Genomic DNA, 15,039 nt, shown 5'->3' with positions numbered 1-15,039 from the left:
TCATGATCGCTCCTTTGGTTCGTGACAAAGAGTTGTTATTATAGCATACTATTTCGTGTGACTAGATGAAAAGGTGGAATCAACATGCAAAACATCTCGACAACGTTTGATCCTTGGGAAGCGTACCTCGATCAAACCGAGTTCGGTCGCCTCGTCCTTTCAAACGTGGAAGTGACGACGACCAAACTATGCAACATGCGCTGCGAACACTGTGCCGTCGGCTATATGCTCGACCAGACCGAAACTCCTGAAGTTCCCCTCGAACTGCTCATCTCGCGTCTCGACGAGATTGAACACTTACGTGCGTTCTCGATTACAGGCGGCGAACCGATGCTATCGATGAAATCGGTCCGCAACTACGTCGTGCCGCTGCTCAAATATGCCAAGGAACGCGGGGCACGAACGCAAATCAATTCGAACTTGACGTTGCCGTTGTCTCGCTACCATCTTATTACCCCTTACCTCGACGTTTTGCACATTTCGCATAACTGGGGAACGGACGCCGACTTTTTAGAAGGCGGCTTTGCGATGATGGATCGAAAACCGAGTGAGGCGGCACGCTTGAAGATGCTCCAGACGATGAAAGATAACGCCCGAGCGCTCACGTCAGAAGGCATCATCGTTTCGGCCGAGACGATGCTCAACAAACGGACGATCCCCCACTTGAAGGCGATCCATGAGGAAATCGTCTCGCTCGGCTGTCAGCGTATGGAGGTGCACCCGATGTACCCCGCCGATTTTGCGAGTGCGCTCGAATCGGCCTCGCTCCCGGACATTCGGAAAGCCATCCACGATCTGCTCGACGCGCGCGACGAAAACGTCTGGATGTTATTCGGTACGTTACCGTTTTATGCGTGTTCCGACTTACCGGAAGACCGAGCCTTGTTGAAGCGGCTGCATGAAGCGAAGAACGTCACCGTCCGAAACGACCCAGATGGTCGTTCACGTCTGAACACGAACATATTCGACGGCGAGATCATCGTCACCGATTTCGGCGACGAGCTCGGATCACTCGGGACACTGTATGATACTTCGTTTCAAGAGGCGTATGAGACGTGGACGAACAGCGCCTTGAACGCGACGTTGTCTTGTCATTGCCCGGCCGTGAAATGTCTCGGACCGAACGCCCTCGTCAAACAAGCCTATTATCCGAACATCGACTTCCAAAAACGTGTCGCCGACCCGTTTTGATTCCTTCACATCGGGAAATATTTACTATATAAACTGAATCGAGGTGTATGAGATGACTGCCATCTATGTATTCATGATCACCGTCATGGCCATCATCATTTTCGGTGGTGTGCTTAGCATCTTATTGACAGCCGCATTCGTTTCAGACAAAGTAGACCGTGATGAAGTCTTTAGTCAAGGCAGTTGGGACGACGAGCTCTTACATTTGAACCATCTCTCCCAACCGATTGACGAAACAAAAAGCTGAGAACCTTCTCAGCTTTTTACTATGTGACGACGAGGTGAACTATGCAACGGTTTCGTTTTTCGATTTTATTGCTCATCGTATTTATTTCCGGTTTGATTCAAGGGGCGCTCATCCCGCTGTTGTCAACGCTCATCGAACGCGACGGGAACCCCGCGTGGCTGAATGGCCTGAACGCCACGATGCTCTATCTCGGCGTCATCGTCTCGGCGCCGCTGCTCGAACGGTTCGTCCGAAAATACGGGTTCCGGCCGACCATCGTCTTAGGCATCGTCTTGACCGCGCTCGCGACGTTCTTCTTACCGCTTTGGCCGACGCTTCTCGCCTGGGCCGTCATGCGCTTCGTCATCGGTTTTGGTGACTCCGCGCTCCATTACGGCTCGCAAGTATGGGTGACGTCCGTGAGCGAAAAGCGCAGTCTCGGCCGGGCGATGGCGTATTACGGCATGTCGTTCAGTCTCGGCTTCGCGGTCGGTCCGCTCATCGCGCCGCTCGTCGACATTCATTTTTGGTTACCGTTCCTCGTCTTGATCTTCTTCTGTCTCGCCTCACTCTTCTTCATCTTTAAAGTGGAGAACGAATTTCCTGAAGCCGAGAAAGTGAAGACCGACTCGACCGGACGAATCCGGCTCGTCTTGATCGGTGCCGGGTATACGCTTCTCCCTGCCTTTACATACGGTTTTCTCGAAGCGAGCCTAAACGCGAACTTGCCTATCTTTACAGTCCGAAACGACATCGGCCTCGCCCAGACGAGTACGCTCATTACGACGTTCATCGTGGCATCCATCGCGGTCCAACTCCCGCTCGGCCGCCTCGCCGACCATTTCGGGAAGAAACGGATCCTGCAAATCGTGTTGACGCTCGGCACGTTGTTGTTCGCGCTCGCGAACTTGGCCGTCGACCATTACGCCTGGCTGCTCGTCTTGTTCGCTTTAGCGGGTGCCGGCCTCGGGTCAACCTATTCTCTTGGCCTCGCCCATATGACCGAAGTGTTGCCGCGTTCGCTTTTACCGACGGGGAATATGCTCTATAGCATCGCATTCAGCGTCGGATCGATTAGTGGACCGATGATTGGGGCGTTTTGGATCAGTTTGCCAAAAGACGTGTACTTCCTCATGTACGCACTCATTCTCGGCATCCTCGCCGTCAGTCTGTTCACGGCCAAAGCCAAACCGATCGATATATAAAAAGGGATGGTGCTCTCAGGAGCCCCATCCCTTGTCGTTTATTCTCTCGCCGGACCGACGCGGACGTCATTTCGCTCGAACGCCTGAATGAACACTTCATCGAGCGCGAACGGTTCTGTCTCAAGTGTGGCCAATACGTCTGACTTGAGCGTCACCTCGATAATCCGGTCGTTGATTTGCCACTTCGTCTGGATGTCGTCACCTTGCCGCACGGCGCGCGCATCCACTTGATCATGGTGCTCTTTCAACCCTCGACTCACGCACTTCATCACGTACTTGACGTACTCATCACGCGGCTGACGCGAGACGAGTATGTTGCGGACAATATGGTTTCTCGTCACGTTCCCTTCCTCCTTCCTTTACCAATCTGTGTACGCAAGTCTTTACGACGAAGACCGACAGTGAACTGAAAGAATTCAGAATTTTTAATATATTTTGCCATGAGAACACATTTTCGTCAACCGCGTCTCTCTGTCATTTGCTCACAGGGCCGCGTTTGCGGCCTTGGAAGTAAGTGGACAAGTAAATACCGGCGACGACGAACAATAATCCAACGAGTGCGTTCCACGGAATTGTTTCTCCGAGCATGACACTCGATAGCAACACCCCGAACAAGGGAACAAAGAACATATAGAGCGACACACGGCTGACCGGGTTATGTTTCATCAGCGTGTTCCATAACGTGAACCCGATTGCGGATAAAAGAGCCAAGTAGAGTAAGAACAGGTAAGTCTTCATCGTGTATGGCAAGAAGACGCCGCTCGGGTCAAGCACCACGCCGACGACAAGCAGTCCGAGCGAGCCAATGACCATCGCCCAAGCCGTCATCGGTGCGACGTCATGGCTACGCGAGTAATCTTTTGCGATCAAGTTACCAAACGCCCCCGAGATCATCGCAAGAATGAGCAAAATCTCGCCGACCCCAAAACCGATCTCCGAACTCGCCGATGGCCAGTTCGCGATGACGATGCCAGAGAACCCGAGTGTGAGCGCGATCCCTTTCAAACGGTTCAACCTGTCGTCTTCATAACGAAAGTGAGCGAGTGCCATTTGGAAGAACGAAGTCGACCCGGCGATGATCGATCCTTGAACCCCCGTCGACAGCGACAATCCGACGTAAAAAAACAAGTATTGTAGAAACGTCAAAAACGCACCGAGATGCGCGTAGGCTTTCACACGCCCGACCGTCAAACGGATGGGACGCTTAAAGACGGTCCGACTGATCAACAACAGCAATAGTCCGGCGAGCAAGAAACGTTCACCGGCAAAGATCAATTGTTGTCCGTACTCATCCGCCCCGATTTCAAGTTCTTCGTAGCTTAGTTTGATGAACGGGAAGGCGCTTCCCCATAAAAATGTATTAAACAACGCCAATAATGTAACGGTCCAAGGCCGTTGAAACAAGTTGGGCATGACACGAAATCTCCTTAATCTTTTAGTTTGTGAGTTGTTATCTTCCATGATAAAATGAACTTACATGATAATCATTATAAATAAGGTATTCGCTTAATAACCGATTAATCCTTAATTTTAGGCAAAAGATAATGATAATCATCCTCACCAATTATCATTTGAATGATATATATTCTCAATTAGAAAGAGGTGCCTCATGAACACATCAACCGCCACACACGAAAAAAGCCACGTCTTCAAACGGGCAAATTGGTTCGAACATATCGAGCTCATCATGGCGCTCATCAGCGGTGTATTGATTGTACTCGCATACATCACCGAAAAACAAGTTGGAACGTCTTGGGTTCACGTCACCCTTTATTTGGCTGCCTTTTTGATCGGCGGCTACGCTAAAGCGAAGGAAGGATTGACCGACACGTGGGAGACAAGGTCGCTAAACGTCGAGCTGTTGATGATCATCGCGGCAATTGGAGCCGCTTCGATCGGTTATTGGATGGAAGGTGCCATCTTGATTTTCATCTTCGCCTTATCGGGTGCGCTCGAGACGTACACGATGAACAAGAATGAACGCGCCCTCGAATCACTGATGGAACTGCAGCCGGAACAAGCGACCCGATTTAACGACGAGGGCGGGTTAGACGTCGTGCATATCGACGAACTGTCGGTCGGGGACCGGATTTACGTCCGCCCTGGGGAACGAATCCCGGTCGACGGACGCATCTTGAGCGGTAGCGCCTCGATCGAGGAAGCTGCGATCACAGGTGAATCGATTCCAGTCGAGCGCAACGTCGGTGACGACGTGTTCGGTTCGAGTGTGAACTTGAACGGCGTTTTGACGCTCGAAGTCACAAAACTCGCCACGGAGACGTTGTTCCAAAAGATCATTCAAATGGTCCAACAAGCGCAGGAAGAGAAGTCCCCGTCCGCCCAATTCATCGACCGCTACGAAGGACGTTACGTCCAAGTCGTCTTGTTCTCGGTTGCGGCCATCATCTTGCTCGGTCCCGTCTTCACGCCTTGGTCGCTCGAGACGAGCATATATCGTGGCATGATTTTGCTCGTCGTCGCCTCCCCTTGTGCGCTCGTCGCAGCGATCACGCCAGCCGCTTTGGCCGCCATCGCCTCGTCCGCCAAACACGGCATCTTGTTTAAAGGCGGCGTCCATATCGAGAACATGGGGCGGCTCAAAGCGATCGCGTTCGACAAAACAGGAACACTTACGATCGGAAAACCCGAAGTCCAGCACGTTCTGCTTCACCCGGACGTCACGCAACATGACGTCTTCCGGATCGTCAGTTTGATTGAAGAGCATTCGATGCACCCGCTCGCCGAAGCGCTCGTTGCCTACACGGGAAAACATACCGGCACGATGGAACAGTTCAAAGACGTCACCGGTTCAGGCATCGAGGCGATGATTGACGGCGTCACGTACCGGGTCGGCAAACAAAAATTCGCGGACGCGAGCGGCGACTTTTTCCTTGATCAAGTCGAACGATTGAAAGAAGCCGGCCATACGCTCGTCTTCATCAGTGACGAAACCCGAACCCTCGGGGCTTTCGCCTTGCGTGACACGCTACGTCCAGAAGCGAAGCAAGCGATCGAGCGCTTGAACCGTCTCGGTATCGCCACGATCATGATCACCGGCGACAATGAGGCGACTGGGCGGGCCATCGCGACAGAAGCTGGTTTGACCCGTTATATCGCCGAGTGCCTGCCGGATGAGAAGGTCGAACAAATCAAGTTGTTGAAGGCAGAGTATGGGTCGATCGGCATGATCGGTGACGGCATTAACGACGCCCCCGCTCTTGCCACAGCCGACGTCGGCATCGCGATGGGCGAAGGGACAGACGCCGCTCTTGAGACGGCGGATGTCGTCCTCATGAAAAACGACCTCGTCCGCCTCAGTTCAGCCATCGAGCAGTCGCGCAAACTGAATCGAATCGTCCTTCAAAACGTGATCTTCGCCCTCGGCGTCATCCTCGTCTTGATTGCGACGAACATCTTTGAACTGCTCGTCATGCCGTTCGCCGTCGTCGGACATGAAGGGTCGACCATCCTCGTCATATTGAACGGTCTCCGTCTGCTCAGCTCATCGTGGGACTGACAAATTTCGACACGTCACGAAACCGTCATTGAAAGCAAATGCCGATTTCGCTATAATTGAAACAATGTGTCTAACAGACCGAAACAATAGGTAGATTGACTAAAGGTGGTACAAGGTATGAATACGATTGCAGTAATCGGCAAAGTGTTTGTCGACATAAAAGGAACGTCGTTCGCCCCGCTCCATAAAGATGCGAAAAACGTCGGAGATATCGCCTTCTCAAACGGTGGCACCGGACGAAACGTCGCTCAGAACTTAGGTGTCCTCGGTAACGATGTTCGGTTCGTCTCGACCGTGACGAACGATCAAATCGGAATCGGTGTCCTCGAAGAACTACGCAGTTTGAACGTCAATGTCGAACACGTCGACTTGCTCGAAGACAACGGCATGGGTATGTGGCTCGCGGTCATGGACAATAACGGTGACCTCCAGACGTCAATCTCAAAACAACCTGACGAGGCGATGATGGAACAATGCATCCTCCGTCGCATCGATACCGTGTTCGCCGAGAGCGCGGCTGTCGCCATCGACCTCGACTTATCGGTCAACGTCTTAAACGAGACGATTGAATTGTGCCGTGAGATGAAACTCCCGCTATACGGTGTATGTGGTCACCTCTCGGTCATCGAACGCAACCGTCACTTGCTCCAAGGGTTCACGGGCTTCATCTGTAGCCGCGAAGAAGCCGAGATTCTCTCGGATATGTCCATCGTCACGGTTGACGATGCCCTTCGCGTCGCCGAGGTGCTCGCCATGAAAGGAGCGCCGCTCACGATTGTCACGATGAGCGAGCTCGGAGCCGTCTACGTCGACCTTCGCACGAACGAACAAGGTCACGTGCCGACGACGAAAGTGAAAGTTGCCGACTCCACAGGCGCCGGGGATTCCTTCTTCTCTGCCGTTATTTCCGAGCTCATGAAAGAGCATTCGATTGAAGATGCACTTCGTCTCGGCATGCGTGTCGCCGGGAAAGTCATCGGCTCTCATGACAACGGACTGACGCCTGAGATGTATGCTTCACTTGAACAACCAACACGTGACTGAGCTAACGCATCGACCGCCGTGTCGATGCGTTTTGTTCTCGGTTTTAAGAAAGGAATGATTGAATTCATGAGAACGAAACAACGGAGCGCCATCATTCTCGTCAATGAACAAGATGAGATCGCCCTCATTCGTCGCGAAAAAGCTGACGTCCTTTATTATGTCTTCCCGGGCGGAGGTGTCGAATTTGGCCATACGACCGAAGAAACGGCGATACGCGAAGCATACGAGGAACTCGGCGTACACGTCGAACTTGAAGGCGTCGCCGCCCATGTCGCATTCAACGGTGAATTGAACCCCTACTACTGGGCCCGCGTCACCGGTGGCAAATTCGGGACCGGGACGGGCGAAGAGTTTCAAGCCGAACAGACGGAAGGATCCTACACACCGATGTGGATCAAACGGAGTGCACTCAGCCACCTTCCCGTCCGTCCGCCCTCGCTCGCAGAATTGCTTAGTCAGTCTTCAGAGCGCTTCTACGACAAAACATTGGCTGAAGATTGAATTTATAGTGTAACCTCCTCACAAATCGGGAAGATAGTTTCTAACGATAACGTTCAGGAGGCATGCTATGGACACGAAAGAAGTGAAAGAAAAAAAGAATTGGCTCGCGTTCGGAAAAGAATTATTGCGCCGATTTAAAGAGCATAACGTCCAAGACTTCGGTGCGACGCTCGCTTTTTTTTGGTTTTTATCTATTTTCCCAGGAATCATCTTCATTCTGGCGCTGCTGTCGTTCTTTGACATCACACAGGCGTCATTCCAAGAGCAGTTGAACAACTTGGCCCCAGGCGCGGCCGCGACCGAGTTCCTATCGGGCATCTTTGAAGCGCTCGGGGAACCGCGTGGCGGACTGCTCTCCATCGGTGCGATTTTAGCGATTTGGTCGGCCTCGAAAGGGGTCGAGCGGCTCATCAACATGGCGATTCACGCCTACGGGGAAGACAACGAACGAAATTTCTTTGTCAGTAAAGGCATCGCCCTCGGATTGACGTTCTTACTCGGTGTTGGCGTATTGCTCCTCATCGTCTCGAACGTGTTCGGGTCGCAGATCATCTCGTTCCTTATGGAATTCCTTCCGATTTCCGGGGCCGAGGTCATCTTAATCAATATTTTCCGTTACGCGCTGACGACGGTCATCTTGATTTTGACGCTGTCGATTTTCTATAAAATCGCACCCCAGCAACACGTCTTTTGGAAGAGCACGATTCCAGGCGCCATTTTCGGGGTCATCACGTGGCAACTCGTCTCGCTCGGGTTTAGTCTATACGTGTCGAACTTCGGAAACTACGATTCGACGTACGGTTCGCTCGGCGGAATTATCGTGACACTATTATGGCTTCAATTGACCGGTATGATCATCTTGATCGGCTCCGAGATCAACGCCACGTGGATGCGATTCTTCAAGTCCCCAAGCGAACAAGAATATGAACGTGATTTCAAGAAGAACAAGAAAGCGAAGAAAAAAGGCGAAACAGAAGACGATTATAAAGATATCCCAATCAATACGTACGGATAAGAAAAGGCGAACTCGACAGTCGAGTTCGCCTTTTCTTATTCACACCTCGACGACGTCGAGTCGCCCCGTTCCCGGGTCGATGACAAATCCATGGACGTTCGTTTCCGGTGGCAAGAGCGGATGATTCTTAATCAAGCTGACCGAGTTCATGACGTTCGCCTCGACCGAATCGAATCCGTGCAACCACTTCTCCAAATCCATCCCGGACGCTTTGAGTGTTTGAAGCGTCTGAGGGTCAATCCCCCGCCGCTCCATCTCAGCAATGACCGCGTTCGGATCGATGGCGGCCATCCCGCAGTCATAGTGTCCGACGACGATCACTTCCTCCGCTCCGAGCGCATATAAAGCGACGAGAATCGAACGCATGACCGAACCGAACGGATGCGATAAGACGGCTCCTGCATTTTTAATAATTTTGGCGTCCCCGTTTTTGAGCCCGAGCGCCTGTGGCAACAAAGCTGTCAATCGTGTGTCCATACACGTCAAAATGACGATTTTTTTATCTGGAAACTTATCGGATACGAACTGCTCGTACTGTTTTTCCGTCACGAATCGTTCATTGAACGCTAACATTTCTTTGACGACTGACATTTTCCCCACTCCTTTACGTTATGTGATCACGCGGGCGACCATCAGACCGATGACCATCCACGCCCCGAACAATGTGTTCACCTTCGCCGTCATCGCCATCGCCGGCATCAATTCAACCGGTTCACGTTTCACCCAGAACCGCTTCACAGCGCGGACCATGAGTGGAATCGTGAACAGTGACAGCAATACCCATGGTGTAACACCATACACGAACACACCGACGAGAATTCCGACTAAAGCTGCCACGAAAAATCCTGCCAAGACGAGCACAGCTCGGCGATGCCCGACGAGACATGCGATCGTCCGTCGACCGTTCTCTTTATCGTTATCTAAGTCCCGGATGTTGTTGGCGAGTAAAATCGCACCAATCAACAACGCCATCGGGAACGAAACGATGAGCAACTCTGTCGTCACCATCCCGATTTGGATGTAACCCGAAATACCGATGATCACGTAGCCCATGAACAAACCGGCCACGAGTTCTCCGAACGGGGTATAGGCAATCGGTAGCGGCCCGCCCGTATATAAATAACCGACGACCATCGATAGCGCCCCGATCCATAATAGATGCCAGCTTGTCGACGCGGCGATATACAAACCGAGCGCGGCGGCAACACCGTACATCCCAAGGGCGATGGTGAGCACTTGCCCCGGCGTGAAGCCGTCACGAACGATCGAGCCCCCGATTCCAATCGAACCTTCGTGGTCGAGCCCGCGTTTGTAGTCGTAATATTCATTGAACAAGTTCGTCGCGATTTGAATTAAGACCGAGGCGATGAGCATCGCCAAAAACAGTCCCCACTTCAATTCGACCTCACCGATGACGATGAACGTTCCGAGCAACACCGGAATAAAACTTGCCGTCAACGTATGCGGACGAATCATGCGCCAGTATGCGCCTTTTTCTCTCTGTTTCATCTCTTCCCCTCCCTTCGTTAGTTTACGTCTATGTAAAAAAATCTGTCAATGCCCGCCGCTCGAAACGGTCTCGCCTATTTCCGAGCATTTGACGGACGGTTCAGCCGTCAAGTCATGATACACTAAAAGATGAGAATTCTATTGGATTGAGGAGGCTTTTCGTTCATGCCAGATACTCAAACACACATTAAACAACGAATCGAACAGGCCCATAAACGCGCTCGCGCGTGGCAACGACCTGTCCTCGCATCGTACACGTGGGAAATCCCTTCGTTCGACGCGTTTCATATCATTCAGAACACAGAGACGTCACACTACTATTTTGCCTCACCTGACCGCACGCTCGAAATGCTCGGTTGTGCGGACGCGCTCGTCTTAAGCGCCTCGGGACCGGAACGGTTTCAACGGCTCCAGTATGATTGGAGCTTGCATCGCCGCGACGTCGATGCGACGATTTACGCGTTCTCCGGATTTTCATTCGACACGTTCGTCCGGCCCCAAAAAAACATGTGGGAGGCGTTCGGGGAAGCGTCTCTCGTCGTCCCTAAATTTTTATACCGCCGTCTCGGTGACAAACATACGTTGACCGTGTCGACGCTCGTATCCGCTAAGCGTTCTGTCGAGCAATATTTAATTCAATTGGCCGACCAGTTGGCACAGTTCAATGCGCTCCACGCACCGGATACCGAAAAACCTACCTATTCACAAGTGAAAGACGGCGTCGACCACTTTAAATCGAGTTTCCAACAGGCGAAACAATATATCAACGAAGAGAAAGTCGAAAAGATTGTCATCGCCCGCGAAGAGATTTATCAAACGTCGGACGAGGCGTTCCCGTTCGCGCAGACGCTCCGTCACTTATCGGACCAACAACTGGGCAGCTACGTGTTTTTATATCAACCGAAACGAGAAATCGGCTTTTTCGGCGCCACACCGGAGCGGTTGCTTAAAAAACAAGGCCCTTACATCGAGACAGCCGCCATCGCCGGTACGATGAAACGACCCGATACGGACAGCGAGGCCGAAATCGCGAAAGCGCAGTTGCTTCAAGACCGAAAGAACCTAGAAGAACATCAAATCGTTGTGAAGGCGATTAAAAACGCACTCAACCCATACGCAGCTACGATCAAAGCACCTGAATCACCCCAGGTTTTAGAGACGCGTTCTGTCTATCATTTGCACACACCGATCCAAGCGACGCTCGATACGAACGCTTCGATCTTGTCCATCATCGAGTCGCTGCATCCGACGCCGGCGCTCGGAGGTTCCCCGAAACGGATGTCTGTCCGCTTGCTACGTGACATTGAACGATTCGACCGCGGTTGGTACGGTTCCCCGTTCGGTTGGTTGAACACCGACGGCGAGGGCGAGTTTGTCGTCGCCATCAGGTCCGCGCTCGTCCACCACCAGTTCGTCGCCATGTATGCAGGCTGTGGAATCGTCCAGGAGTCTGAACTCGAATCAGAATTAGAAGAGACCGAGATGAAATTGAGCCCGATCAAACAAGCACTCGGTTTCCATCCCGTCGCCCCAGGAGGCAATCCGTCATGAACGACACGTTAACAGCATGGGTCGCGCACATGGTGAACCAGCTCGTCGAACAAGGCGTGCATGACATCGTCATCAGCCCAGGTTCACGGTCGACACCGCTCGCCATGGCCGCGTACTTGCATCCACAAGTCCGCCACCATATCGTCGTCGACGAACGGTCGGCCGCATTCTTCGCCCTCGGCCTGACGCGTTCGTCCGAGACGGTTCGTCCGGTCGCCTTGATTTGTACGAGCGGCACGGCCGCCACGAACTATTTTTCCGCGGTCGCCGAAGCGTATATCGCTCAATTGCCGCTCGTCATCTTGACGACCGATCGGCCCCACGAATTGCGAAACGTCGGGGCCCCGCAAGCCATCGACCAAGTCCGACTTTACGGCGAGCACGTGAAGACGAGCCTCGACTTGCCGGTCCCGGATGCAAAAGCGCACCATTACATGGGGCAAGGCGTCGGCCGGCTCGTCCGCCTCAGCATGCAAGCCCCACTCGGGCCGGTTCATATGAATGTCCCGTTCCGCGAACCGTTATTGCCGGACATCGAGCAGTTAAAAAATCTCCTCACCGCTGTCCCAGAAACGTACGGAGTCGCTTACGCGCGACCAGTTCCAAACGATTTGACTCGTTTTAAACACATCGTCGCGGCCGACCGGATCGTCTTTGTCGTCGGTCCGGGCACGCCAGCTGAATGGCTTGAGTCGATCCATACGACAGCCACCACGTATCACATCCCCGTGTTCGCAGATCCGCTCAGCGGGATGCGCCGATTCGAAGGGGTATGCGCCAACTATGATACGTGGCTCGCGAGTGAACATTCCGGTGAATGGCTGCCGGATGCGATCATTCGCTTCGGCGCCGCCCCGGTATCGAAACGGTTGAACCAATGGCTCGATGACACGACACAACTCGTGATCGATCAGCCCGGATCGTTCCGTGACCCTTCTAGTCTCGCGACCGTCGTTTACGGGGACGCGCGCGATTATTTGACCGTTATCGATACGCCGTATGATGTTCGTTACGCCAATCGTTTCATGACGTTCGAACGCGTCAGTGAGTCGGCGAAACACGGCCTCCGTGGAGAAAGCGCATTGGCACGCCACTTGCTTGCGACATCGATCGAACGACTTTTCGTCAGCAACAGCATGCCGATCCGCGACGTCGATACGACGCTTGCAGCCGGACAAACGATCGACGTGCTCGCCAACCGGGGCGCGAATGGCATCGACGGGATCCTTTCGAGTGCGCTCGGCGCGTGTCACGACACAGAAAAAGCAGCCCTCCTCGTCGGAGATTTGGCGTTTTACCATGACAGCAACGCTTTACAGTTGCTAAAGACACATCCTGGCTCGTTCTCGGTCGTCATTGTCAACAACAACGGGGGCGGTATCTTCTCGTTCCTGCCTCAAGCCACTATCGAGCCGCAAATGTTCGAAGACTTGTATGGAACTCCGCTTGACTTGAACGTGCGCGGCTTCGCTGAAACGTACGGTTTGACCTATCGCTTGGTCGAGCGACCGGAAGACGTCCGGGATGCCATCGAGACAGGCGTCCACGTGATCGAGTTCCCGTCTGACCGGGCCGCGAACGTCTTGGCGCACCGCGAATGGACGGCTTCCATCTGTGACCGACTCACATTGGAGAACGGCACATGATTCGCCACATCCGCGGCGTCGCTTATGAAGTGTTCGAACGCGGGCAAGGCCGACCGGTCCTGTTGCTACACGGATTCACCGGACGGGCTGATTGGCTCACACGTTTCCCGGATCTCCCGGTCCACCTCGTCGCCCCGTCGCTCCTCGGGCACGGCCGAACGGCGTGTCCCGAACGAGGTCGCCTGCACATGAGTCAACAAGTCCGGGACTTGTCTGCCCTGCTCGACCTCGACGATCGACCTTGGACGGTCATCGGCTACTCGCTCGGCGGCCGCATCGGCATGACACTCGCCGTCTGCGATCGACGCGTCGAGCATTTCATCGGGATTAGCACGACCCCCGGACTCGAATCCGCGACCGAACGGCGGGAGCGTAGAGCGCAAGACGCAGAGCTCGCCACTTTTCTCGAGCAGCGTGGCATCGAGGCGTTCGTCGACCGTTGGGAACAGCTTCCGCTTTGGCATCAGACAGCCGAGATGCGCGCTTCCCTTCGTCCCGAGCGTTTAGCGCAACACCCATCGGCACTCGCGAACAGTCTCTGCGCCATCGGGACCGGCAGTATGCCGTCACTTTGGCCGGTTCTAGACCGCTTGCCTCGTACCGATTTGATCGTCGGGGAACACGACCTGAAGTTCAAAGCAATCGCGAAACGAATGCGCGATGAACATCCACTCGTTCAAATTCACGAAATTTCGGCTGCAGGTCATGCTCCACATATCGAGAACGCCCAACAATTTGGTACAATGATAAAGAAATTGATTTTAGGGGGAAATTAAATGGAATCAGTAGCAAACTGGACATCGGTCCGTACGTATGAAGATATTAAATATGAGAAGTGGAACGGGATCGCCAAAATCACGATCAACCGCCCGGAAGTGCGGAACGCTTTCCGTCCGCTCACGGTCAACGAATTGATCGACGCGTTCGCGCGCGCCCGTGACGACAAAGAAGTCGGCGTCATCATCTTGACAGGTGAAGGCGAAAAGGCGTTCTGTTCAGGCGGAGACCAAAAGGTTCGTGGGCACGGCGGTTATGTCGGTGACGATGAGATCCCACGCTTGAACGTCCTCGACCTTCAGCGCTTGATTCGCGTCATCCCGAAACCGGTCATCGCCATGGTCGCTGGATTCGCCATCGGTGGTGGACACGTCTTGCACGTCGTCTGTGACTTGACGATCGCCGCGGATAACGCCCGTTTCGGTCAAACCGGACCAAAAGTCGGTTCGTTCGACGCCGGGTATGGCTCAGGCTATTTGGCGCGCATCATCGGCCATAAGAAAGCCCGTGAGATTTGGTACCTTTGCCGTCAATACGACGCGCAAGAAGCACTCGACATGGGCCTCGTCAACACGGTCGTCCCACTCGAGCAACTCGAAGCAGAAACGATCCAGTGGTGCCAAGAAATCTTGCAACACTCTCCGACTGCGCTCCGCTTCTTGAAGGCGGCGATGAACGCCGACACGGATGGCCTCGCAGGTCTCCAACAGCTCGCAGGCGATGCGACGCTCCTTTATTACACGACGGAAGAAGCAAAAGAAGGACGCGACGCGTTCAAAGAAAAACGCGACCCGGACTTCGGTCAGTTCCCGCGTTTCCCTTAATCTGTACGAGAGTAGCGACTTCGCTACTCTTTT

The 15,039-nt window shown here is 53.4% G+C and carries 15 protein-coding genes; 11 read left to right on the top strand and 4 right to left on the bottom strand.

Annotation, left to right across the window (positions count from 1 at the left end; genetic code table 11):
• The first annotated feature begins 84 nt into the window (after positions 1–84).
• Genes yfkAB through L971_RS07715 form a run of 3 tightly spaced genes read left to right on the top strand, consistent with a single transcriptional unit; the run spans position 85 to position 2,622 of the window.
• Positions 85–1,191, top strand: coding sequence for a radical SAM/CxCxxxxC motif protein YfkAB (gene yfkAB / locus L971_RS07725; RefSeq protein WP_024371615.1), 1,107 nt, complete (start codon positions 85–87; stop codon positions 1,189–1,191).
• A gap of 52 nt (positions 1,192–1,243) precedes the next feature.
• Entirely contained in the window at positions 1,244–1,438 is a 195-nt protein-coding gene (locus tag L971_RS07720) for a hypothetical protein (protein ID WP_024371616.1), read from the top strand.
• A 41-nt stretch (positions 1,439–1,479) separates the two neighbouring features.
• The gene (locus tag L971_RS07715; RefSeq protein WP_024371617.1) at positions 1,480–2,622 is read left to right on the top strand and encodes an MFS transporter; all 1,143 of its coding nucleotides are present in this window, start codon (positions 1,480–1,482) and stop codon (positions 2,620–2,622) included.
• A gap of 38 nt (positions 2,623–2,660) precedes the next feature.
• Here L971_RS07715 and L971_RS07710 read toward each other — a convergent pair whose 3' ends face one another.
• Positions 2,661–2,963 carry a hypothetical protein gene (locus tag L971_RS07710; protein ID WP_024371618.1) on the bottom strand — a complete coding sequence of 101 codons (303 nt, stop codon included), beginning with the start codon at positions 2,961–2,963 and terminating at the stop codon, positions 2,661–2,663.
• Positions 2,964–3,096: 133 nt separating this feature from the next.
• Positions 3,097–4,035, bottom strand: a complete 939-nt coding sequence (locus tag L971_RS07705) for a DMT family transporter (protein ID WP_024371619.1) — start codon at positions 4,033–4,035, stop codon at positions 3,097–3,099.
• Between the two features lie 196 nt (positions 4,036–4,231).
• Here L971_RS07705 and L971_RS07700 point away from each other — a divergent pair, with 196 nt between their 5' ends.
• The 4 genes from L971_RS07700 to L971_RS07685 all read left to right on the top strand — a co-directional run bounded on the left by L971_RS07700 (position 4,232) and on the right by L971_RS07685 (position 8,699).
• Positions 4,232–6,139 carry a heavy metal translocating P-type ATPase gene (locus tag L971_RS07700; protein ID WP_047375290.1) on the top strand — a complete coding sequence of 636 codons (1,908 nt, stop codon included), beginning with the start codon at positions 4,232–4,234 and terminating at the stop codon, positions 6,137–6,139.
• Between the two features lie 117 nt (positions 6,140–6,256).
• Positions 6,257–7,183, top strand: a complete 927-nt coding sequence (locus L971_RS07695) for a PfkB family carbohydrate kinase (RefSeq protein WP_024371621.1) — start codon at positions 6,257–6,259, stop codon at positions 7,181–7,183.
• A gap of 66 nt (positions 7,184–7,249) precedes the next feature.
• A complete protein-coding gene (locus L971_RS07690) occupies positions 7,250–7,684 on the top strand; it encodes an NUDIX domain-containing protein (protein ID WP_047375287.1) in 435 nt (144 codons plus the stop codon).
• A gap of 67 nt (positions 7,685–7,751) precedes the next feature.
• Positions 7,752–8,699: a YihY/virulence factor BrkB family protein gene (locus tag L971_RS07685; protein WP_024371623.1), complete on the top strand. Its 948-nt coding sequence runs from the start codon at positions 7,752–7,754 to the stop codon at positions 8,697–8,699.
• A 39-nt stretch (positions 8,700–8,738) separates the two neighbouring features.
• On the opposite strand, the gene L971_RS07680 is transcribed toward L971_RS07685, so the two are convergent.
• Positions 8,739–9,290 (bottom strand): carbonic anhydrase, encoded by a 552-nt coding sequence (locus L971_RS07680; RefSeq protein WP_024371624.1) that lies wholly within the window; start codon positions 9,288–9,290, stop codon positions 8,739–8,741.
• Positions 9,291–9,308: 18 nt separating this feature from the next.
• On the bottom strand, positions 9,309–10,208 hold the full coding sequence (locus L971_RS07675; protein WP_024371625.1) for a 1,4-dihydroxy-2-naphthoate polyprenyltransferase: 900 nt from the start codon (positions 10,206–10,208) through the stop codon (positions 9,309–9,311).
• Positions 10,209–10,373: 165 nt separating this feature from the next.
• Here L971_RS07675 and L971_RS07670 point away from each other — a divergent pair, with 165 nt between their 5' ends.
• Genes L971_RS07670 through menB form a run of 4 tightly spaced genes read left to right on the top strand, consistent with a single transcriptional unit; the run spans position 10,374 to position 15,006 of the window.
• Positions 10,374–11,759 carry an isochorismate synthase MenF gene (locus L971_RS07670; RefSeq protein WP_024371626.1) on the top strand — a complete coding sequence of 462 codons (1,386 nt, stop codon included), beginning with the start codon at positions 10,374–10,376 and terminating at the stop codon, positions 11,757–11,759.
• A complete protein-coding gene (gene menD, locus L971_RS07665) occupies positions 11,756–13,405 on the top strand; it encodes a 2-succinyl-5-enolpyruvyl-6-hydroxy-3-cyclohexene-1-carboxylic-acid synthase (protein WP_047375285.1) in 1,650 nt (549 codons plus the stop codon). The genes L971_RS07670 and menD overlap by 4 nt, the downstream gene beginning before the upstream one ends.
• Entirely contained in the window at positions 13,402–14,181 is a 780-nt protein-coding gene (locus L971_RS07660) for an alpha/beta fold hydrolase (protein ID WP_024371628.1), read from the top strand. Before menD ends, L971_RS07660 begins: the two co-directional genes overlap by 4 nt.
• Positions 14,182–15,006 (top strand): 1,4-dihydroxy-2-naphthoyl-CoA synthase, encoded by an 825-nt coding sequence (gene menB / locus L971_RS07655; RefSeq protein WP_024371629.1) that lies wholly within the window; start codon positions 14,182–14,184, stop codon positions 15,004–15,006. It begins immediately after the preceding gene.
• The last annotated feature ends 33 nt before the right edge of the window (positions 15,007–15,039 follow it).

Origin of the sequence: Exiguobacterium sp. ZOR0005 (assembly GCF_000798975.1) — a bacterium.
GTDB lineage: Bacteria > Bacillota > Bacilli > Exiguobacteriales > Exiguobacteriaceae > Exiguobacterium > Exiguobacterium aurantiacum.
Note: the sequence above shows the minus strand (reverse complement) of the source record. Positions and strands in the feature narration are given on the sequence as shown.